Origin of the sequence: Arthrobacter sp. cf158 (genome assembly GCF_900106835.1) — a bacterium.
Lineage (GTDB): Bacteria > Actinomycetota > Actinomycetes > Actinomycetales > Micrococcaceae > Arthrobacter.
This window is the reverse complement of record NZ_FNNR01000004.1, coordinates 1-21,888: the sequence shown is the minus strand read 5'-3', so window position 1 is coordinate 21,888 and position 21,888 is coordinate 1. Positions and strand designations below refer to the sequence as shown.

Sequence of the window (21,888 nt, the reverse complement as noted above, 5' to 3'; positions counted from 1 at the left end):
CCCTTAATTTCCGGCAGCAGCACTGGCCGCGGCAGTCGTCGAATAGCGGCTTTCCGGGCGCTCCAGCCCGAGCACGTCGCGGAACGTGCCGTCCTGGATCGGCGCACGCAGCGAACCGCGGCGCCTCAGCTCCGGGAGGACAAGCCGTGACAGTTCGTCGAGCTCAATTTCCACAACGGCTGGGTGGAGACGGACGCCGTCGGCCTCTTGAAGGAGTGAGGCCAGAAGGTCGGTGAGACCGGCCGCCGAGCCAACATATCCCGCACGGTCGCCTTGGAAGGCCACTGAACGTGAGGCCGCAGCCTGCCCACGCGCGTCCAGGACGACGTCGAGCTCCGCAACAATCGCCACGGAGGCACCGAGTCGCGCGCGCACGTCACGAACCTCCCCGGCAAGCAGCTCCGGAGTCGGCGCGCTGACCAGGACGGCGTCCACGGCATCGGCAGGAACCAGGCCCTCGCCCACCAGCGACGCCGGGGCCAACACCGGCAGCTGGCCCTGGAGCGGCCGCGGAATGATGGACGGGCCTTTCACCGAATAGCCGGCCCCGGAAAAGTCCGCCGGGGTTTCAAAGTCTGCGTAGTGCAGCTTGTCGACGTCGATGTAGCGGCCGGTGGCGACATCGCGGATCACGGCGTCGTCCTCCCAGGAATCCCACAGCCGGCGTCCAACCTCGATGGACGCGGCAGCCTCCTGCGCCAGCGCGTCACCTTCAACGAAGGAACGTCCGACGGCGGCGGCAGCCTCGGGTGCCACCGCTGCGGTAGCGATCCACCCGGCACGCCCGCCGGACACGTAGTCCAGACTCGCCAGCTGCGTGGAGATGTGGAAGGGCTCCGTATATACGGTGTCCACCTCCGGCACGACGGCGATGGTCCGGGTTAGGGGGCCTGCGAAGGCGGCGCGCTGCAGGGCGTTGGCCCGGCCCGCTTCCGGCGCGTCCTTGAAGGTTGCCACGTGGAAACCAGCGGACTCGGCGGAGAGGACAGCGCGGGCAAGGTCCTCATACCCGGCGCCATCGAGTTCAATGGCCAGGAACCCGGCCTTGGCTACAGTGCTCACTTCTGGTCCTGACGTTCGTAGGGGGTCTTTTCGCCGGCCTCGATGGCCACCGGAAGCCGGTTTTCGGCGGGCGGCAGCGGGCAGGTCGCGAGGTCGGTGTACGCGCAGGGCAGGTTCACTGCCCGGTTGAAGTCGAGTTGCACGGAGCCATCTTCGGCGGGCACCACGGACAGCGAACGGTTGGCCGCGTAGGTGGTCTTGCCCGAGGTCTGGTCGGTGAACAGCACGGAGAGCGAGCCCGGCGCGTGCCCGTTGAACGCGGTCAGCACCAGCTCCTCGCCTGCGAGCTTGAACCGGATCTCGCCCGGGGCTTCGTAAACGTGCTGGATGCCTTCAACGGCGGCACCCACCGTGGTGGGGCGCGGCGCCTCGAAGGGGACGAACGTCCCTCCAACGGCAAAGGCAGCGTTGGGCGTGTAGGCCGGCGTACCTTGATACTCCTGCAAGAGGGCATTCGATGGGTTCCGCGGCCGCACGATGTATTCGCCGCCGCGCTTGGCAACTTCGATCACAGTGTCGCCGGACACCAGGTTGATCCCGCCGCGTTCCGCGATCGGCCCCAGCACAACCGGCACTCCGACGCTCAGTTCCACTCCGTCCTGCTGCAGGCTTTCGCCGGGCTCCAGGACAACACGTACGACGTCGTCCTCCGCGCTCCAGGTGCCCGGCGCGCCTTCCAGCCGGGTTGCTTCGCTGCTGAGCCAGTGCAGGTGGGTGACGGCGAGGAAGCCATGCGGGTGGGCACGGTGGCGCTCATGCGCGGCATGCCACTCCCGCCATTCTTCGTCAAAGGATTCGAGTGCTGTTTCAGTGTGCGTAGACATGTGCGGTGTCGCTCCTGTTCAAGGCGTGGTCTGCGGTGACTGCTGCTGCTGCGTCCGGCTCGGTGGCACCGGCGGATTCGGGGCGGCCCGCAAAAGGATCCCCGGCTTCCCACAGCGTGGTGGGCGCCGAGGCCCGTACGGCCGGGATGACCTCCAGCGCGAAGCGTTCCAGGATCTCGAGCTGCTGCTCGAAGGGCAGAGTGGTGGGCAAGGAGATCGACTGGAGATCGTGGTTGTACAGCGAGTGGTAGCTGAGGATCTTGTCGATCACCTGCTCAGGGCTGCCTACCAGGGCCGGGCCCTCGGCTACGGCGTGCTGGATGTCCCGGAATGGCGAGTTGTTGCCGGGGACGTTGCGGTTGGCCGTCAGACCTTCATAGACCGGACCGTACTGGCGGATGGCTTCCTGAGTGGTGTCCGCGATGAACACCCCACCGGCCCCGCTGCCCGAGCCCAGGTACTGGTGACGCGGATCATGCCCATGACGCTCGTATTCTTCGCGGTAGTGGTCGATCAGGACCTTGTAGTTTTCACGCGGCTGGATGGCGTTGGCCGTGAACAGCGGATCACCCCACTTGGCGGCGAGCGCAGCGGACGTCAGGGTTGTAGCCGAGCCGTGCCAAATCCGCGGCGACCCCGCGAAGGGGCGCGGCGTCGTCGTGGTCGGTTCGGTGAGCGCGGGCCGGAAGCGACCGGACCAAGTGACGCTTTCCTTGCGCCACAACGTCCGCAGCAGTGCGTACTTTTCCGCGAGCAGATCCCATTGGTCATCCAGGGACAGGCCAAAAAGCGGGTACTGCAGGACTTCGTTGCCCTTGCCGATCACCAGTTCCAAGCGGCCACGGCTCAGTTGGTCGATGGTGGCGTAATCCTCGGCCACCCGCACCGGGTCCAGGACGGAGAGCACGGTGACGCCGGTCTGCAGGCGGATGCGGTGGGTGACGGCGGCAATCGCGGCAAGGACCGTCGTGGGCGATGACGAGACGAACTCGCCTGCGTGACGCTCGCCCACGGAGAAACTGTCCAAGCCGAGTTCCTCGGACCTCTTTGCTGTCTCCACTACCTGGTTCAGCCGGTCAGCGGTGGAGACGATCTCCCCCGTGACCGGGTTCTTCAGGTGCGGGATGATATCCAGGACCTGGAACTTCATTTGCCTGCTCCGAAGGTGGCCTCGGTGACGGTCTTGGACTCCGGGATGGCTTCCTCGGAAAGACCCCAGCGTTCCAGGACCTTGCCGTAGGAGCCGTCCTTGATGGTGGAGTTCAAGGCATCGGTGATGGCCGGGGCCAGTCCGTTGCCCTTGAGGGTGGTGGCGGCCACCAGGGTCTCGGCCGGCCAGCCGGCGTTAACCTTGCCCACTACCTTCAGGTCATCGCGGGTGTTCTCCCGGTACGTGACCGATGGGTACGGTGCCAGGTTCAGGTCAGTGCGGCCTGAGGAGAGAGCCAGAATGGTATCGGCGTCCGAGGAGTAGTACTGCAGCGTGGCCGGTGCTTTGCCCTTGTCCTCAAGCTCCTTGTTCCAGGCCAGCAGGATCTTCTCCTGGTTGGTGCCGGAACCTACGGAGATCTTCAGACCGGAAATGTCGTCCGAGCCCTTGATGTCGTAACTGGCGCTCTTCTTCGCTTCGAAACCCATGTACGCAGCACGGTAGGTGGAGAAATCGAACAGCTTCACACGCGCTGCGTTGATGCCCACGTTGGAGAACACTGCCTCAAAGTCGCCGGACTGGGTCTTCAGCGGCCAGTTCTCCCAGGACGTTACCTGCAGGTCCAGTTCCAATCCGAGCTTGTCGGCCACGAGCTGGGCGATGTCCACCTCAACGCCAATTGGTGTCTTGTCATCCGTGGCGTGGAAGGACAGCGGAATGGAACCTGCAGTGGTGGCGACGGTGAGCTTGCCGTCCTTGGCAATGGCCGCAGGAACGGCCCCCGCTGCGGCAGCGTCTTTCTCCCCACGGATCCGGTTCTGGTCAACAGAGGTGTTGTAGACGACGCCGTTCTTGGCGGCCTCAGACTCCGGCTTGGCGGCCGACGCCCCGGGATCGGAGCACCCGGCCAACGCAGGAAGCACGACGGCGGGGAGTACAGCGAGTGCCAGGAACCTGGTTTTGGTCTTGCGAAGCATGGAGGGTGTCCTAGATGTTGAAAGCTGGTTCGATGACTTTGGAGAAGAAGCTGCGGGTGCGTTCCTCGCGTGGGTTGGCGAAGATGTCCTGCGGTGTGCCGGCCTCGACAATCTGGCCTTGGTCCATAAAGACCACGGTGTCCGCGACGTCCCGGGCAAAGCCCATCTCGTGGGTCACAATGATCAGCGTTGTGCCGGACTTTGCGAGTTCCCGGATGACGTCCAGTACCTCGTTGACGAGTTCCGGGTCAAGTGCGGACGTGGGCTCGTCGAAGAGCAGAATTTTGGGATCAAGCGCCAGTGCACGGGCAATCGCAACGCGCTGCTGCTGACCGCCGGAGAGCTGGCGTGGGTAGGCGTCGGCACGGTCCTTCAGGCCCACACGGTCCAGGAGCTCCAGTCCACGCTTCCGGGCTTCGGCTTTGGATCGCTTCTGCGCCACGATCGGCGCCTCGATGACATTCTCCAGGGCGGTGAGGTGCGGGAAGAGGTTGAAGCTCTGGAACACCATGCCGATGTGGGTACGCTGCTTGAGGATGTCTTTCTCGCGCAGTTCGTGGAGCTTGTTTCCGCGGACCTCGTAGCCCACCAGTTCGCCATCGATGGTGATATAACCACCGTCCACCTTTTCCAGGTGGTTAATGGTGCGCAGCAGGGTGGACTTACCAGAGCCGGAAGGGCCCACGATCACAGCCACTCCGCCTGGCTGGACGGACAAGGACACACCCTTGAGGACCTCCGTGACGCCGAAGGACTTCCGGACGTTGCTGATGTCCACCTGTCCACGGGTGGCAGGGGCCACTGGAGTCGAGGTAACCGAGGCGGCGGTCTGGTTTTCAGCGTCAGCCTGTGCCGTCGTCGTGGATTCTTTGCGTGCAGCGATGATGCTCATCGGGCGTCCTTCGTGGGAGAGGCAGCAACATGGGTGGCGAAGAACTTGCGGGCCTTCTGCAAGGGCGTGAGCGGCAGCGTGCGCAGGGCACCCTTGGAGAAGTGGCGTTCTATGTAGTACTGGAAGACGCTCAGCACGGAGGTGATCACCACGTACCAGAGCGTGGCAACGAGCAGCAGCGGCAGTACCTGCTGGGTCCGGTTGTAGATGACCTGGACCGTATAGAAGAGCTCGGAGTAGGCCAGGACGTAAACAATCGACGTTCCCTTGACCAGGCCAATGATCTCGTTGAAGGCGTTGGGCAGGATGGCGCGCATGGCTTGCGGCAGCACAATCCTGGTGGAGCGCTTCCACGCCGGGATGCCCAAGGCGGAGGCCGCTTCAAGCTGGCCTTGGTCCACGGAGAGAATGCCACCACGGATGATCTCCGCAGAGTAGGCCGCCTGGTTCAGGGTGAGGCCCAGGACTGCTGCGGCGAACTGGCTGATGAGCGTGGTGGTCTGTGCTTCGAAGAAGCGGACGTCCGTAAAGGGGATTCCCAGGCTGATCTTCTCGTACAGGTAGCCCAGGTTGTACCAAAGCAGGAGCTGGACCAGCAGCGGAGTGGAGCGGAAGATCCAGGAGAACGTCCAGGACACCGAGACCAGCAGCGGTGAAGCGGACAGCCGCATGAGCGCGAGGATGAAACCGAGCACGAATCCCAGCACACCGGAAATGGCAGTGAGTTTAAGGGTCTCGATGAGCCCGTTGACCACCGACTGTGCTGTGAACCATTCGGCCACCACACCCCACTCCCAGCGCGGGTTGGTCACCAGGGACCATGCGATGGCAGCGACGCCGGCAGCAACCAGTACGGTCCCCACCCATCGCCACGGGTGGCGGGCCGGGACCAGCTTGTACTCGGAGTAGTCCGGGGTGGGCGGTGCAGTGTCCGCCGTGGCAGGCGGTGCGATTGCACTCATGCGCCACCTCATTTCAGTTCGGTTGTTGTCTATCGGATGGCTGCCAATCTATGGGCGTGCCAAACCCGCCAGCAAGGCAGCAATTTGCACTTCTTCACCCGGCTTAGCAGGACTTCTCAGGGCTACGCACGGCGTCACAATTGCGTTCATCAAGCGTCAAATGAGTCGTGGTTTTGCGGGTCTTGACGTTCCGTGACGCGTGGTGAACGGCGGTTACCCGCTCCTCGACCCGCCCGCCCGGACGTCCCTAGATTGGACTGCACCAACCACTGTTTTTCAGGAGATCCCATGCCGTCACGAGTACCCGCCCTCGCCTTCATCGGCGGCGGCCCGCGCACGGCCGGCGTCCTCGAACGGCTGGCCGCGAACCGCGCTGACCTGTTTGACGGTCCGCTGCACATCCACGTCATCGAGCCGCACCAGCCAGGGTCCGGGAGGATCTGGCGCTATGACCAGGACCCCGGCCTGCTGCTCAACTCAACGGCCGCTGACGTCACCATGTTCACCGACGACTCCGTGGCCTGCGATGGCCCCACGGTGGACGGCCCGGGTCTTTCAACATGGGCAGCGGGCGTGCTGGATGGCACCATCAGGGACGTTCCTGCGCTGGAACCGCACCTGCTCGCACAACTGCGCTCCCTGACTCCGGCGTCCTTTCCCACCCGGCAACTCCAAAGCAAGTACCTCGAGTGGTTTTTCGGCCGGGCTGTTGCCGCGCTCGGCCCCCAGGTCACGGTGACGGTGCACCGTGACACGGCCATCGGCGTCACAGCCGCTGCCGCTTGCGGGCACGACGCCGGTACGCACCGCGTTCGGTTGGCCTCCGGCGCCGAGGTGGTTGCCGACGTCGTGGTGTACGCCCTGGGCCACACCGACTCGCAGCCGGACCCGGAATCCGTACGTCTCAGTGACTTCGCCGCCAAACACGGTGGGTTCCATGCGCCGCCGTCGTACACCACGGACGTGGACTACTCGGGCGTGAAAGCCGGCCAGGACGTGATCGTCGCCGGCATGGGCCTGGCATTCGTGGACCTGTTGGTGTTGCTGTTCGAGGGTCGCGGTGGCCGCTTCGAGGAACGGCCCGACGGCGAACTGGACTATGTCCCCTCCGGCGCCGAACCCACGGTCTGGGCAGGGTCACGACGCGGTGTGCCGTACCACTCCAAGATCTCCTCCACTTTGCGCGGCGAGCCGGTTGCCCGCCCGCGGTACTTTACCGCCGAGGCTGTGGAGGCGTTGCTGGCCGAGCACCAGGAACTCGATTTCCGTACCCAGCTCTGGCCGCTCATCGCCAAGGACGCAGGCTACGCGTACTACCGTGAGCTGTTCACGGGTTACCCGGAACGCGTCCTGGGAACGTGGACCAGCTTCGAGGCCCACTTCGACGCCGTTGATTGGTACAGCTCCGCCCGGGAAGACCTGGTCAACTTCGCCGTGCCCAATCCCGCACTGCGCCTGGACCTGGAGAAACTGGACCACCCGTTGAGCGGCTGCGCCTTTGCGGACCACCACACCGTCCAGCGCTCAGTGGCCGCCTACATCCAGAACGACCTCACCCTCCGCACCAGCCCGGACCACTCCCAGACCCTGGCCCTCTTCACTGCGCTGTTATTCGTTTATATGGACTTGGGCCGGCTGGTTCCCCAGGAACGGCTCAACGCCCGCTCCCAGCAGACCATCCACGGCTGGTGGCACGGTTTCTTCAGCTTTGTGGACTCCGGTCCGCCGTCTCACCGCCTCCGCGAGATGCTCGCGCTGCACCGGGCAGGTCTCCTGAAGTTCCTGGGTCCTGGCATGTGGGTGCGTGCCGATGATTCCGTAGGCCGGTTCGTGGCCGGTTCGTTCCAGTCGCCCGTGGTGGTTGACGCGTCCGCCTACATCGAGGCCCGGCTGCCTTCAGCTTCGGTTGAACGCTCCGCAAACCCCGCCCTGGCTGACCTGCACGACGCCGGATGGGGCACCGAACAGAGGCTGCTCACCTCCGAAGGCGCGCACTCCACCGGGAAACTCCTGGTCTCCGGGAATCACCAGGTATTGTCCCCTGTTGGTACTCCACAGAACGGATTGTTTGCGGTGGGCCCGTGGACGTCCGGTTGGGGTGCGGGGGCCTTTGCCCGGCCCAACACCAATGCAGCACCGTTCCGGGAGAACGACGCCCTGGCGCGCCGGATCCTGGAAACCCTGACCACTACCCGCGAACTTACCGGCGCCCTGCGAAAGGCCTGACATGACAACAACGCCAACCCTGCCGACGTCGGGCCTTACCGTCCTCAGCCTGCCCATGCGCGATCCCCGCGTTCGTCCGCTCCTGGACGAGCTCGCGGTCGAATACAACACCCGCTACGGGGACCTGTTCAGCAGCGAAGGGGCCGCGGAGGAACTGAACCGCTACCCCGCCGAAGAATTCGCTGCCCCGCATGGAGCGTTGATCATCATTCAGGAAAACGGCGAATCCGTGGCCGGCGGGGCCTTCCGCCGTTACGCCGAGCACACAGCAGAGCTCAAGCGGATCTGGACACACTCAGCCCATCGGCGTCGTGGACTGGCACGCCTGGTCCTGACGGAACTTGAAAACGAAGCGCGCCGCCGCGGCTACCGGAAGCTCTACCTGACCACCGGTCCGCGCCAGCCGGAGGCCAAGAACCTGTATTTGGCCACAGGGTACAAAGCGCTGTTCGACCTCGCCGCGGACCCCGAGGAAATCAAGCATTTGGCGTTCAGCAAGGATCTTGCCGTGCACAGCTAAGCTATGCGCATGGCTAACAAAACCACTGCCGAAAAGCTCGCTACCATCCAGCAGGGGTACACCCTGGAAGGTGCCACCATTGAACTCGGCGCCGCGATCGTAGACGGCGGGATCCACAAGGAAGCGCAGGTCCGGCTTCCGCTCGCCATGATGAACCGGCACGGGCTGGTGGCCGGAGCCACGGGTACCGGCAAGACGGTCACGCTGCACATGATTGCCGAGCAGCTTTCGACGGCGGGTGTTCCGGTTTTCCTCGCGGACATCAAGGGTGATCTGTCAGGGCTGGCCACCCCGGCCACCGGCAGTGAGAAACTCACGGCGCGCACGTCGGCGCTGGGGCAGGACTGGTCTGCGAAGAATTTTCCGGTTGAGTTCCTCTCGCTCGGTGGGGATGGCAACGGCATCCCGGTCCGCGCCACCATTACCTCGTTTGGGCCCATCCTGCTGTCCCGCATCATGGACCTCAACGACACCCAGGAATCCAGCCTCCAGCTGATCTTCCATTTCGCGGACCAGAACAACCTTGAGCTTATTGATCTTAAGGATTTGAGGGCTGTCATCCAGTTCCTCACCTCGGACGAAGGCAAGGCCGAACTCGCCAACCTCGGCGGGTTGTCCAAGGCCACGGCCGGCGTGATCCTCCGTGAACTGGTGACCCTTGAGGCCCAAGGGATGGAGAAGTTCTTCGGGGAACCCGAGTTCGATACCGCCGAGCTCCTCCGTACAGCCCCGGATGGCCGCGGTGTGATCAGCTGCCTTGAACTCCCCACGCTGCAGACCAAGCCCCTGTTGTTCTCCACGTTCCTGATGTGGCTGTTGGCGGACCTGTTCGAGGACCTCCCGGAAGCCGGCGACCTGGACAAGCCCAAGCTGGTCTTCTTCCTGGACGAGGCACACCTGCTCTTCAACGGCGCTTCCAAGGCCTTCCTCGGAGCCATCACCACAACGGTCCGGCTCATCCGTTCCAAGGGCGTGGGTATTTTCTTTGTCACCCAGACTCCCAAGGACGTTCCCGCCGACGTCCTCGGCCAGCTGGCCAACCGTGTGCAGCATGCCCTGCGCGCCTTCACCCCCGAGGACGCCAAAGCACTTAAGGCAACGGTGTCCACCTTCCCGGTGAGCGATTACGACCTCGAAGAGACGCTCACCACTGCCGGGATCGGTGAAGCCGTCATCACGGTCATGAATGAGAAAGGTGCTCCCACTCCCGTGGCCCTCACCCGGCTCCGGGCGCCCGAATCCGTCATGGGCCCCAGCACCGATGACCTGATCCGGAGCACCGTGGCCGCGTCCTCCCTGCTGGCCAAATACGGCACGGCAGTGGACAACGTCTCCGCCTACGAGAAACTGAATGGCCAGGCCGCTGCCCCCACGGGCGAAGCCGCGCCGGGGATGCCGCCGGCGCCCGCCTCTTCGCCGGGATCTTCCTCCGGCTCCTCGTCAGGCTCTTCCCAGGCAGACATCGATGCCGAAGCCCGCCGGATCGAGGAAGAAATCCTCGGAAGGCCCAGCTCGCGGCCCGCATCGATCCCGGAGTCTTACCCGGCTCCTCCGGCCCCGGCTCCTGCCCCGGCCCCGCAGCAGGACGGCATGTTCGGTGACATCGCCGGTGCCCTCGGTGGAGCGCTGGGCGGCGGACTCAAGAGCATGGTCCGATCCATGGGAACGCAGCTTGGGCGCGACCTCATGCGCGGAGTCTTCGGCACATCATCACGGCGCCGCCGTTAGTCCTGTTTCTCTGCAGAAACCACGACGCCGGGTGGTGGCACCGCGTGCTGCCACCCGCCGTCGGGCCTTCTCCAAACGGTGGATATAAGTCAGTCCGGGGTCTTCCTGCACAGTGATTGCTGCCGCGGCAGGTAACGTAAAGGGCGTGCAGTTGAGTCAAGCGTTCGTCAAGACCGCAGCCGGATGGCTGCTCGGTCTGATGCTTGCTGCCGCCGGGGCGATCGTCTGCATCAACTTGGTGAGCTCCTCGGTGGCCAGTCCCCAGCAGCCCGTCAAGGAGTATTTGGAAGCCCTGCAGAAGGGTGAAGGCGAGGAAGCGTTGGGGCTCCTCCGCGCCAAAGTACCCAGTTCCAACGCGGCCATGCTCGATGGAACAGCCCTCCAAACCGCCGCCTCCAAAATGTCCGACGTCAAGGTGGGAAACCCCGAAGCACGCGGCAGCAACCGGATGGCCGTGCCGGTGGACTACACGCTGGACGGCAGTAAGCTCCACACCGAGTTCCTGATGGAGCGCACCGGGACCCAATGGCTGTTCTTCGCGAAATGGGCGTTCGTGCCCACCACGCTGCCCACCATCGAGGTCACTGTGGTCAACGCCAGCGAGGCCACGCTCAACGGTGTGCCCGTGAACATGCCCAACGGCCGTAACACCTTCGCCGTGTTCTTCCCCGGCAAGTATGAAGCGAGCCTCAACGGCACCTACTTCGAGGCCCCCGCGACGTCTGCCTTGGTGACCACGCGCGACGCCGGCCAGGCGCCCCTCAACCTGCAGACGCGCTCCACGAAATCCATGAACGAGGCCGTCGCTGGAAAGGTCCGGGAATTCCTGGACACGTGTGCCGCCCAAGCCACCGAGCAGCAGCGACTCCAGCCGGATTGCCCGTTCTACCATGTCAGCAACGCCCGGGTTGTGGACGGAACCATCAAATGGGAAATCACGGAGTACCCCAAAATCACCATCGAGCCCTTCAGCGGCAAATGGGTAGTGGCACCCCTGAACGGCAAGGCCCGCCTGACCGCCCGCGAGATCAACCTCTTCAGCGGCCTGGGCAACGACCTCAGCGTGGAGCATGACTTCAGCTTCACTACTCAGCTGGACGTTGGCGAAGACACGGTCACCGTCACTCCCCTGCTGACCTTCTGACTTTTTCTTCCCCGCCCCGTGGCCCAACCGTGTCACGCCCCGCAACTTTCTGGCCCGATTCCCACCCGAGTTCCTTGGATTCCTGGGGATGGACCTCTCTAGAGCCGGCAAAACCTTGCTCAGCGTGACGGTGTCTTGAGCGGTTTCCCCGGGCCAGCACCGCCAAGACCTCCTGAACCATCTCCTCAGGGTTGTGGACTACGTCGGCGTAGTAGTAGCGGAGCACTGTGTAGCCCTTCACAGCTGAGACATTCCCTCGGCGATGGTCCCTTTTAACCTGAGCCCAGTCAGAGTGGTGACGACCATCAAGCTCCACTAGCAACCAGCCCTCCAGAATTAGATCCACGTAGCCCACACCCTCCAGATAGAACTGTGTTTGCACGCTGATCCCCGCCAGCCGGAAGTGCGTTCTGGCCAACGTCTCCAACAGCGATTCCGCTCCGCGGTCCACCCACCCGAGGACAGCCCGGGCTTTGCCGTTCCTTTTGCCCTCCAGACGCCTCAGCAGGAAGTCCACTGTCATGTCACCCCTGCCCACGGCGCATTCCACCATCACCAAGGCCTCCGTCCACGGCCGGCAGCGCAAAGCATGTATCAGCACATCGGCCAGGGACGCGACCGGGCGGTATGGGTGGGCAGGCAACAGCAACCCTCGGTGCTGAATTGCTGCGACTCCGGCATCGCCACGGGCCTGGTACACATGCACGGAATCGCTGCTCGCCAGTACCCAGAGGTTGTAGAAACCGGCAGCACTAATGCACGTGAGCAGCTGACGGTTAGTAACCAACCCGACGTGGGCGGCATCAGCCGAGGCTAAGGCATACACTCCCCGCGCGGGCTGGAGCACTCCTCCACGGCTGGCACGTCTCAACGCTGCGTCGGTGACGCCGAGCCTGGTCATGGCCGGCCGTCTAGCCGCGCCCCCTAGACGTCGCAAGGCTTCCTCGGCTTCCATCCCCTCAGCCTGCCGTTCCAGGCAAAGAGCCAGCACTGCCCACGTGGGCTATGTGGATAATCCGCGGCTCAGGAACGGCCAACGTGGAACTGCTGCCGCGGCATGAAAAGGCCCGGGCCACCCCTGAGGAGGGCAAACCCGGGCCTTTCCAGTCGCTAAGGCTTAGTCCATGCCGCGGAGGTCCAGTACCAGCTCCGATTCGCCGTCGGCCTGCAGGACTACGGGAATGCCCCAGTCCTGCTGGTACAGGTGGCAGGCTGCGTGATCCGGAATTTCGCCGTCCTCGGTTTCGGGACCATCGCAGGCGGCCGCGCGGGCCGTGATGTGAAGGATGCCCTCGGGAACATCTGCGGACAGCTCAAGGGTGCGCAGCAAGCCCACCGAGGTTCCGCCTCCCGAGACCAGCAGTTCCGGCGGTGTGGAGGAGATCTTCAGCTGTGTGGGGTCGCCCCAACGGTCGTCCAGTTTTTGGCCGGTGGGGGCTTTGAACCGGACTGCGAGCTGCAGGTTTCCCGGGGTCACCGGGCTCTTGGGACGGTGTGTCTGGGAGGCACCTTCGTCCACCTGCTGGGCTTCCTTGGGGATGGGAACCAGAACCAGCTGGTGCTTGTTCGACTCCACCACTACCAGCAGGGGCTCGCTGCCTTCCACCTGGACCACCACCACGTCACTTGGCTCAGCGAGGCCCCTCGCCAACGTGGACACGGACTTGGTGGCGGGGTCATACCTGCGAACGGCACCGTTGTACGTATCGGCGATTGCCACCGAGCCGTCGGGAAGCACTGTGACGCCCAAGGGGTGCTGGAGACGCGCTTCAGTGGCATCGCCGTCGCGGAAGCCGAAGTCGAACAGGCCCTTGCCTACAGCGGTTTCCACGGTCACCCCGGAATCGCTGACCACCAGGCGGCGCAGGGATGAAGTCTCCGAGTCAGCAACCCAGATGTTGTGGTCGGCGTCGATGGCCAGGCCGGACGACTGCGCGAACCAGGATTCCTCGGCCTTGCCATCCAACAGGCCCTCAAGTCCGGAACCAGCCAGGATGGAAACCTGGTTGCTCAAGGGATCAAAGGCGAAGATCTGGTGGGTTCCTGCCATGGCGATAACAACGCGCTGCAGCTTCTCGCTCCACACCACGTCCCACGGCGAGGACAGGGAGACCCCTGTGCCCAGACCCAGCGCCCCAACATCGATGGCGTCGGCAGCGAAGTCGGCCTGGCCGCCGTCGTGATGTTCAGACCACGTGCCGGCGCCGGTGTCCGTCACCCGGGCGGGACCGGCGTCGAGCAGGCGCTGTACACCGTTGCCCGCTACCGTTTGCACGTAGCCGGAGCTCAGCGTCACACCGCGCAAGCGGTGGTTGACGGTGTCTGCCACCACGGCGTCGTAGCCCAGCTTCCAAGCAAGCTCGGAGGGGAGCAGAGCGACGCCCTGCGGCTCGTTGAACTGCGCGATTTCCGCCTGTCCGTCCAGGTACCCCTTGGTGCCCGAGCCAATGACTCGCTCCACGGTCTCCAGATCGGGCCGGAGTTCCACCAGCCGGTGGTGTCCCGAGTCCACTACGAGGTAGTTGCCGTTGGCCAGCTGAGTGGCCTTTCCGGGGAAACGCAAAGTGCCCGACGTCGGTACCGGAGCCACGTACGGGCCGTTGCCGCGGTGGAGGGTTCCCTTGGCTTCGTGCTCGGCCACGAGTTCCTCGAGCAGAACGGCCAGGCCATCTGCGTGGCCCTCGCCCGAAAGGTGCGCCACGATGTAGCCCTCGGGGTCAATGACCACCAGGGTTGGCCATGCGCGGGCTGTGTAGGCCTTCCACGTTGCCAGTTCGGGATCATCCAGAACGGGGTGGTGGATTTCGTAGCGTTCAACGGCAGATGCCAGTGCGACGGGATCCGCTTCATGTTCAAACTTGGGCGAGTGCACCCCAACGGTCACCAGGACGTCCGAGTACTTTTCCTCGAGCGGGCGCAGTTCATCCAGGACGTGCAGGCAGTTGATGCAGCAGAAGGTCCAGAAGTCCAGCAGCACGATCTTTCCCCGGAGGGATTCCAGGTCCAGTGACTTGCCGCCCGTGTTGAGCCAGCCGCGGCCCTCCAGTTCGGAGGCCCGGACCCGGAGTTGGGTGCGTACGGTTTCGCTCATCAGCGTCCTTCCAGCTTGGTGTTTGGTTCAGTCTGCCCGGCAGGGCCTGTGGTGGGGCGTTCGGCCGGGGCCGTCCTGGATGGTTGGGCAGTGCGGCTTGCCAGCTTGGCATCGCGGTCAGCGAGCCGGGCAAACATATCGTTGTAAGCACTGAGATCGGCGTCGTTATTCCTGTCCGCTGCACGATCCACCCTGCGGGTCTCCCGTTCGTCCGAGCGGGACCACATCACTGCCACTCCGATTGCCACCAGCAATGTAGGCACTTCGCCGATGCCCCACGCCACGGCGCCGCCAAGTTGCTGGTCTCCAATGGCCGACGGACCCCATGCCCGGCCCAGGTTGCCGAAGTAATCTGCAGCCAGCAGCCCGGTGCCACCCATGATGGCCACGCCGAAGAAGGCATGGAAGCCCATGGTGGCCAGCAGGAGGAGCAGGCGCATTGGGTACGGAGCGCGGCGTGGCAGGGGGTCGCTTCCGATCATGCTCAGCACGAAGATGTAACCGGTCAACAGGAAGTGCACGTTCATGAGCTCATGGCCCACGTGCTCACGCATCGCCAGGCCGAAGAGGTCCGAGTAGTAGAACAGGACGATGGACCCTGCGAAGTTTGCCGCAGCGAACAACGGGTGCGTCACGATCTGCGAGAACTTTGAGTGCACAAACAGCAGCAACCATTCGCGCAGTCCCCGTGAGCCGTGGGCGCCTTCGCCCCTGGCCGGGAGGGCACGCAGGGCAAGGGTTACCGGTGCGCCGAGGACCAGGAAGATCGGAGCCACCATGGTGAGTGCCATGTGGTCCACCATGTGCGCAGAGAACAAAACACGGCCGTAGACAGCCGGCGGTCCCGAGGTGATGTAGGTGAGCACCACCAGGCCGATCATCCAGTTCACTGACCGGAACCAGGACCATTTGTCGCCACGCTTGCGGACCTTGACGATGCCCATGATGTAGGTGACCGCACCGAACAGCGCGACCCCCACCCAGAGCCAGTCAAAACGCCACTCGGTCAGCCAGCGTTCCGGAGTGAGTTCAGGAGGGAGCTCGTAGCCGGAGAGAATGAACGACGGCGACGCATCAGGTGCATAGGTGGTGGGCTGCGGCGGTGCCGAGCGTCCCAGCGCTACGGCGAGTCCCGACGTCGCGCCCATCACCAGCAGCTCCACCAAAATCAGCTGCCACAACACGCGGCGGGCAGACATGGAACCGTTCTTGCCGAGCTGCGGAATGACCCACTGGCGGTGCATGAAGCCGATTCCACCCAGCACCAGCGTGGCGAGTGCCTTGGCGACGATGAGTTGGCCGTATGACGAGCCGAACAAGTCTGCGGGGTTGGTGACGCGGATGGCCGCGTTGATGACGCCCGAGGCGAACACCAGGACGAAAGCGAAGCCTGCCAGCGAGGAGAAGCGCTGGAGGGTTTGGCCGGTGATGTCCGGAGTTCCGTTGCTCCGGGAACCCGTGAGAATTCCCGAGAGGACCGCAAGCATGATGATGCCGCCAACCCACGTGGACACGCCCACCAGGTGGAGACCCAGGGAGTTGATGGCGCCTTCGTGGTCACTGGAGCTTGAAGAGTGACCGATCAGGGCGGTGGGAATGAGCCCGATCAAGGCCAGCAAGAGAGTGAACGCCAGGCCGGTCAGGGAACGGACACCGAAGAGTGCGGTGGTGACCACGGCGGCGATGATGGTGACCGCGAGCCAGGCCTTGCCCGTTTCGATGTCCGTCATGAAATACACCAGCGAGCGGGTGAACTCCGCGTCTCCGGAAAGTGCTTGGCCCGCTACGTCGGCGTAGGTGAGGACCAATACAGCGACCGCGGACAATGTCCATGCCGCCCCCGCTGCAGCGGCAACTGCCAGTGCTCGGGCGAAAGCGGGATGCTCCGGTGCGTCGAGGTCCTTCTCACGGGAGCGGGAGCCGCCGAGGTTTTTGGGCAGGATGCCCACGGCAAAGATCAGGCCGCCAACCACTGTGGCTACGGAAACATTGTGGATGGCCTTCGCGAAGGGGAGGCCCCACCGGACCAACGCGCCCGGGTCCGAGACCTGGCGGGCGGCGGAGGCTCCTGAGAAGATGAGTGCCCCTGCCAGAACCAGGAACAGCGCAGCTAGTCCTGCCAGTTGCCATGGCAGGGAAATCCCCGCGGCTGTAGTGCCTCCCCGCGCTCCCGGCTTGGGAGCAGACGAAGGGGCGGTTGCGGAACTTCTTGCTGATGGCACTTATCCATTGTCCGCTACCGGTCGCCGGGCTGCGAATCGGGAGGGTGCTATGTGCATTACCCAAAGCAGAAGGGACGGCAACCAACAGGTTGCCGTCCCTTCAAGGCGTTCGCCGAAGAGTAATTACTTCTTCTTGGCGACAGCAGCCTTCAGCTTGGAGCCAGCGGTCAGCTTGACGCTGTGGCCGGCTGCGATCTGGATGGTTTCGCCGGTCTGCGGGTTGCGGCCGGTGCGAGCTGCACGGTCGGTGCGCTCAACTGCGAGCCAGCCCGGGATGGTGATCTTTTCGCCGGCGGCGACAGAAGTCTCGAAAACTTCGAACAGTGCATCGAGCACGGAGTTGACTGCTGCCTGGCTGGTGCCAGCCTTGCCTGCTACCTCTGCAACGAGTTCACTACGGTTCTTAGCCATTTACGTCCTCCTGGACTCATACGTTTTTGAGCTTTCAAGCGGAATGCGAGCAAGCCACTGTTCGAAAACTTACCAGCTTGGGCTCTCATGGCCAGCAAATTCCGCGTGTTTCCGCGCCTTTTTGACCAAAATCACCGGATTTTCAAGGTTTTTTGGGGCGCTTTACGCCCTTGGCGTACCCTCTGGTGGTGACCGCGGCCTGTTGCCGGGCGGGGTTAGAACAGAATGCGCTGGAACAGGATGTGATCCTGCCACTCCCCTGCGATCTGAAGGTAGGACGGTGCCATACCGATGCGCTCAAACCCGCACCGCTTCAGGACAGCCTGCGAGGCTGCGTTGTGGACCAGAGTCGCAGCCTGGATGCGATGGAGGCCCAGTGCCTCTGCAGCCATCATCACGACGGCGGACGCGGCACCTGTCGCTGCGCCCTTGCCGGTGCATGCCTCATCAATCCAGTAACCCAGGTTGGCGTTCAGGAACGGGCCACGGACGATCCCGGTGAGCGTGATCATCCCAATGATTCCGTTCGTGCCGGTGATCACCCAGGGCACTTCGCTGCCCGCTGCATAGAGGTCCAGTTTGCCCCGGATGACGTCCGCCTGCCCTTCCGTGGTGAAAAAGGCGTCATCACGCACAGGTTCCCAAGGCGCAAGGTGGTCACGGTTGCGGAGGTACGCAGCAGCCAGCTCAGTGGCATCTGAAAGCTCCAAAGGGTGCAACTGCAGCTGACCGGTATCTCCAATCGCCGGGATGACATCCAGGCTATGCGTGAGGTTCATCCACAGACTCTATCTGTCGGTCGGCCGCCTCCATGAGCCAAAGGTCGAGTCCCTGATTCCCTTGCCAAACGTGTTGCCTCGCAATAGAGTCCGTAACGACTCCCGCGAGAATGCGCTCCGTTGGATGCTTGGCGATCAACGCCCACCCGAACCTGCTGTTTGTCGATCGTGGGCAACACCTGGGATCGTCAAGCCCGTTTCGTCGCATCTGCAGTTCCTGCCGCGGCAGGCCCCGATGCGACGAGTAACGCTAAGGCGGTTCGCAGTGCGCATTGAACAACAGCTCCAGACCACGCCCCGCACACCTGTATATGTTGCATGGGAGCGATTCGTCCACGGTGAAGACGACCTTGACGGGGTTCGTCCCGAGGTGGCGATTTCCTGGCAACGATCCCGGGACGTCTACCGCATCGACCCCTTCCTTTCGGAAGCACCGAACGCGGTTTCCCCCACTATGTCGTCGCTGGACCAGGACGTGGTGTTCGCGGAACTCGGTTTCTGCGCAGCGGCCATGGCACATGAGGTGGCCAGCGCAGGTGGGGTGGTGACCATCGCGGATGCCAACGGCAGAATTGTTGCCGCTTGGGGGGACAAAAACACGCGTTCGGTTGCCACCGAGGGAGGACTCGCCCCCTGGTACAGCTGGTCCGAGAGCGCGGTGGGAACAAACAGTATGGGAACAGCTCTCGAAACCCGGCGTGCCGTGATGATCAAGCAGTCCGAGCATTGGTTGCAGGCATTCCACAGCTGGTCTTGCGGAGCGATCGCCGTGCGCGAGGTGGTAAATGGCGAGCCTCTCGCTGTCCTGAACATTTCCTGCTGGGGCGGAGATCTCCCTCTTTCTGCAAGGAAGTGGCTGGAGAGTTCCGCCACCCATACACAGAAAAGTTTGCGCCGGCGTGCCCATGACGGGGGAAACGAACTGCTGGCTGCATATTCCCATGCCCGGGGACGATCGAATGAGCCGATGGTTGCCGTCGACACGGCGGGAGCGGTGGTCATTGCCGACGACATAGCGAGCGTGATCCTGGGCGTTCCCGGCAACACCCCAGCGATCGATCCCGTGGTGAGGTGGACCCCACAGCTGCCTCCTTTCATCCATGCGGCCCGCTATGCCACAAAGCGGGCAAATGTGGACCCGGGTTGGACCGGTTCCACGCAGATCTTCACACCGCTCGTCGATGAACCATCATCGATAGGAATCCGCCCGGTCTTCCTGCAGAAGAACTTGATCGGGCACCTGATCTCGTTCGGCGCCTTCGCAGGTGAACACTTTCCACAAGCAGAGACAGGTGGCGTCCTGTTGGGACACTCCCGCCGAGTTGTCGCCCTCCGCGAGGAGAACCGCATGATGATGCTGGCAACGTCAGAGGTCACCATGGCCGAAATGGAAGGGAATGAAGTCTGGCTACTCACGGATGAAGGACGCCTTCGGGCAGCCTTGTCCGGCCTGGACAAGCTCGAGCATGATCTTTCAGACACAGGCACGTTCCTGCGTGTGCATCGACAGTATCTGGTCAATCTCAGCCGCATTCGGGAAGTTGAGCGGAAAGAGAAGGGCGAGCTTGTCTTGATTATGGACGATGCGGCGAAAACCGTGGTTCCGGTATCCCGTCGAAACAACCGCGCCGTCCGACGCGCGCTGAATATCTGAGGTGCCGCGGACCATATGAGCTGCCGAACGGCAACGTTCTGCACTTCAACGGCGCTCCCTGGTGAACCGACCGGGCCGCGACATACGGTTGCCCGCAAGCTGTGCCAAGGGAAAAGGATCAAAAGATGACCGTGGGATATGTGGATGCCGGTGCGTCGTCCGACGAATACATGCGCAAATCCAAAGCGCTGACCGCAGACCAGGTATCGGCCCTGCGAGACTCGTTCGCCGCGGATCCTGACCTGAAGCACAAACAGAATGCCATTGTCCGTGTCAGCGTTGATGAGCTCGCGATTGACCATCAGGTGGCCACAGCATTATCCAACAGCATGTCGAACCGTCTGGATGACTGGCGGGTTACTCATCAGAAAAAGACTGGCCGCTGTTGGCTCTTCGCGGCACTCAACCTGCTGCGGTCCGAAGCCCGCGTGAAGCTGGGGGTCAAGAACTTCGAGTTCTCGCAGAATTTCCCCATGTATTTCGACAAGCTGGAACGCGCCAACTACTTCCTCGAGTCCATCATGCAGACGGCAGACCGCGACGAAGGCGATCGGTTGGTCCAACACCTGCTTCACACGGTCCTCGGAGACGGGGGTCAGTGGAATATGGCCGTGAACATCTTCCAGAAGTATGGAGCGGTGCCCAAGTCGGCCATGCCGGAAACGGAGTCCTCGTCCAACACAGGGCGCATGAACTCGATCCTTCGTTCCGTACTGCGCCGGGGTGCCTGGGAGTTGCGCGGATCAATTCAGCAGGATGACGCTGCCGGCCTGGCCCGGGCGAAGAGCCGAATCCTTGCTGATGTCCACCGAATCCTGACGCTGCACCTGGGCACACCGCCCTCAGCCATCGATTGGGACTACACGGATGATGAAAGGACTTTCCATCGGGTGGGCACACTGACGCCACATGAATTCCTGTCCAAGTACACCACCAGTGACCTTGATAATTACGTTTGCTTGGTGGATGACCCCAGGGCGGAGCACGCCAAGGGAAGCACCCTGACTGTTGAGCACCTGGGGAACGTGATCGAAGCCCACCCCGTTTTGTACCTCAACGTTGACATCGGGGTGGCCAAGCAGTTGGCCCGGGACACTATCCTGGACGGCGAGCCGGTCTGGTTCGGGTGCGACGTGGGACCGCACATGGTCCGCAAGGACGGAATCTGGGATGCCCGGTTGTTCGACTACGCGGGCCTATATGGTGCTGAGCTGGCCATGGGCAAGGAAGCCCGGGTTCGCTATGGCGAGTCGGCGATGACCCACGCGATGCTCCTTACGGGAGTTGACATTCACGACGGCGGAACGCGCCGCTGGAGGGTTGAGAACAGTTGGGGCGAAGAGGCCGGAGAGAACGGCTTCTTCACCATGGCCGACAACTGGTTCGACGAATACGTCTTCGAGGTGGTGGTCGACAAATCGCGATTGCCCGCGGAACTGCAAGTGGCGCTCGGAAAGCAACCAACGGTGCTGCCGGCCTGGGACCCGATGGGGGCATTGGCATAGTCCAACGACCCCCTGGGCATGGTCAGCGGCAAGCCCGGCGACCAACCCTAAAAGGTAGGTTTTACCATCCTTAATCAGCGTATTCCCCACCCTCCATTGACCGGACCATTAGGCATATAGCTGTAGTTCACTATCGAATGAATGGAACCGTTATGAAGCTTCAAGTTGCTATGGATGTTTTGACCACCGAGGCGGCCCTGACGCTGGCCGGTCAGGTTGCCGAGTATGTTGACATCATTGAACTGGGCACGCCGCTGATCAAGGCCGAGGGATTGTCCGCTGTCACGGCGATCAAGGAAGCCCACCCGGACAAGATTGTCTTCGCGGACATGAAGACCATGGATGCCGGGGAGCTGGAAGCCGATATCGCTTTCAAGGCCGGCGCTGATCTGGTGACTGTGCTCGGCACGGCCGATGATTCCACGATCGCGGGGGCCGTGAAGGCCGCCAAGGCCCATAACAAGGGCATCGTGGTGGACTTGATTGGTGTGGCGGATAAGGTCACCCGTGCCAAGGAAGCCCGGGCGTTGGGTGCGAAGTTCGTTGAGATGCACGCTGGTTTGGACGAACAAGCCAAACCCGGTTTTGATCTGAGCGGATTGCTTCGTGCCGGGGCGGAGGCCCGTGTGCCGTTCTCCGTGGCCGGAGGAGTGAAGGTGGCCACCATCGGGGATGTACAGCAGGCCGGTGCCGAAGTGGCAGTGGCCGGCGGCGCTATCTATGGCGCAGCAGACCCCGCAC

The 21,888-nt window shown here is 63.2% G+C and carries 18 protein-coding genes; 7 read left to right on the top strand and 11 right to left on the bottom strand.

Annotation, left to right across the window (positions count from 1 at the left end):
- Positions 1-3: 3 nt before the first annotated feature.
- From BLW08_RS08910 to BLW08_RS08885, 6 genes are read right to left on the bottom strand one after another with little or no spacing between them, the layout of a single operon-like run.
- Positions 4-1,062: an LLM class flavin-dependent oxidoreductase gene (locus BLW08_RS08910; RefSeq protein WP_091324557.1), complete on the bottom strand. Its 1,059-nt coding sequence runs from the start codon at positions 1,060-1,062 to the stop codon at positions 4-6.
- A complete protein-coding gene (locus tag BLW08_RS08905; protein WP_091324556.1) occupies positions 1,059-1,886 on the bottom strand; it encodes a DUF1684 domain-containing protein in 828 nt (275 codons plus the stop codon). The genes BLW08_RS08910 and BLW08_RS08905 overlap by 4 nt, the downstream gene beginning before the upstream one ends.
- Positions 1,870-3,036 (bottom strand): LLM class flavin-dependent oxidoreductase, encoded by a 1,167-nt coding sequence (locus BLW08_RS08900; RefSeq protein WP_091324554.1) that lies wholly within the window; start codon positions 3,034-3,036, stop codon positions 1,870-1,872. The genes BLW08_RS08905 and BLW08_RS08900 overlap by 17 nt, the downstream gene beginning before the upstream one ends.
- A complete protein-coding gene (locus BLW08_RS08895; protein WP_091324553.1) occupies positions 3,033-4,013 on the bottom strand; it encodes an ABC transporter substrate-binding protein in 981 nt (326 codons plus the stop codon). Before BLW08_RS08895 ends, BLW08_RS08900 begins: the two co-directional genes overlap by 4 nt.
- A 10-nt stretch (positions 4,014-4,023) precedes the next feature.
- Positions 4,024-4,905 carry an amino acid ABC transporter ATP-binding protein gene (locus BLW08_RS08890; protein ID WP_091324551.1) on the bottom strand — a complete coding sequence of 294 codons (882 nt, stop codon included), beginning with the start codon at positions 4,903-4,905 and terminating at the stop codon, positions 4,024-4,026.
- Entirely contained in the window at positions 4,902-5,867 is a 966-nt protein-coding gene (locus BLW08_RS08885) for an amino acid ABC transporter permease (protein ID WP_175538632.1), read from the bottom strand. The genes BLW08_RS08890 and BLW08_RS08885 overlap by 4 nt, the downstream gene beginning before the upstream one ends.
- A gap of 288 nt (positions 5,868-6,155) precedes the next feature.
- Between BLW08_RS08885 and BLW08_RS08880 the strand changes: the two genes are divergently transcribed.
- The 4 genes from BLW08_RS08880 to BLW08_RS08865 all read left to right on the top strand — a co-directional run bounded on the left by BLW08_RS08880 (position 6,156) and on the right by BLW08_RS08865 (position 11,485).
- Positions 6,156-8,093, top strand: coding sequence for an FAD/NAD(P)-binding protein (locus tag BLW08_RS08880; RefSeq protein WP_091324550.1), 1,938 nt, complete (start codon positions 6,156-6,158; stop codon positions 8,091-8,093).
- 1 nt (position 8,094) lies between these two features.
- A complete protein-coding gene (locus tag BLW08_RS08875) occupies positions 8,095-8,613 on the top strand; it encodes a GNAT family N-acetyltransferase (protein WP_091324547.1) in 519 nt (172 codons plus the stop codon).
- A 9-nt stretch (positions 8,614-8,622) separates the two neighbouring features.
- The gene (locus BLW08_RS08870; protein ID WP_175538631.1) at positions 8,623-10,341 is read left to right on the top strand and encodes a helicase HerA-like domain-containing protein; all 1,719 of its coding nucleotides are present in this window, start codon (positions 8,623-8,625) and stop codon (positions 10,339-10,341) included.
- A 115-nt stretch (positions 10,342-10,456) separates the two neighbouring features.
- Entirely contained in the window at positions 10,457-11,485 is a 1,029-nt protein-coding gene (locus tag BLW08_RS08865) for a hypothetical protein (protein WP_090823462.1), read from the top strand.
- Here BLW08_RS08865 and BLW08_RS08860 read toward each other — a convergent pair.
- From BLW08_RS08860 to BLW08_RS08840, 5 genes are all read right to left on the bottom strand, one after another.
- The gene (locus BLW08_RS08860; RefSeq protein ID WP_254779794.1) at positions 11,463-12,386 is read right to left on the bottom strand and encodes an endonuclease domain-containing protein; all 924 of its coding nucleotides are present in this window, start codon (positions 12,384-12,386) and stop codon (positions 11,463-11,465) included. The two genes, BLW08_RS08865 and BLW08_RS08860, sit on opposite strands and share 23 nt — an antisense overlap.
- A gap of 216 nt (positions 12,387-12,602) precedes the next feature.
- Entirely contained in the window at positions 12,603-14,576 is a 1,974-nt protein-coding gene (locus BLW08_RS08855) for an NHL domain-containing thioredoxin family protein (RefSeq protein WP_091324542.1), read from the bottom strand.
- Positions 14,576-16,798, bottom strand: coding sequence for a bifunctional copper resistance protein CopD/cytochrome c oxidase assembly protein (locus tag BLW08_RS08850; protein WP_091324540.1), 2,223 nt, complete (start codon positions 16,796-16,798; stop codon positions 14,576-14,578). The genes BLW08_RS08855 and BLW08_RS08850 overlap by 1 nt, the downstream gene beginning before the upstream one ends.
- A 123-nt stretch (positions 16,799-16,921) precedes the next feature.
- Complete coding sequence (locus tag BLW08_RS08845) at positions 16,922-17,209, bottom strand: HU family DNA-binding protein (RefSeq protein ID WP_011776355.1); 288 nt, start codon at positions 17,207-17,209, stop codon at positions 16,922-16,924.
- A gap of 215 nt (positions 17,210-17,424) precedes the next feature.
- Complete coding sequence (locus tag BLW08_RS08840) at positions 17,425-17,988, bottom strand: GNAT family N-acetyltransferase (protein WP_091324538.1); 564 nt, start codon at positions 17,986-17,988, stop codon at positions 17,425-17,427.
- A gap of 265 nt (positions 17,989-18,253) precedes the next feature.
- Between BLW08_RS08840 and BLW08_RS08835 the strand changes: the two genes are divergently transcribed.
- From BLW08_RS08835 to hxlA, 3 genes are all read left to right on the top strand, one after another.
- Positions 18,254-19,642, top strand: coding sequence for a DNA-binding protein (locus BLW08_RS08835; protein WP_217639222.1), 1,389 nt, complete (start codon positions 18,254-18,256; stop codon positions 19,640-19,642).
- A 125-nt stretch (positions 19,643-19,767) separates the two neighbouring features.
- Positions 19,768-21,147: a C1 family peptidase gene (locus tag BLW08_RS08830; RefSeq protein WP_091324535.1), complete on the top strand. Its 1,380-nt coding sequence runs from the start codon at positions 19,768-19,770 to the stop codon at positions 21,145-21,147.
- A 152-nt stretch (positions 21,148-21,299) separates the two neighbouring features.
- On the top strand, positions 21,300-21,888 hold a 589-nt coding region (hxlA, locus tag BLW08_RS08825), incomplete at its 3' end, for a 3-hexulose-6-phosphate synthase (RefSeq protein WP_091324534.1).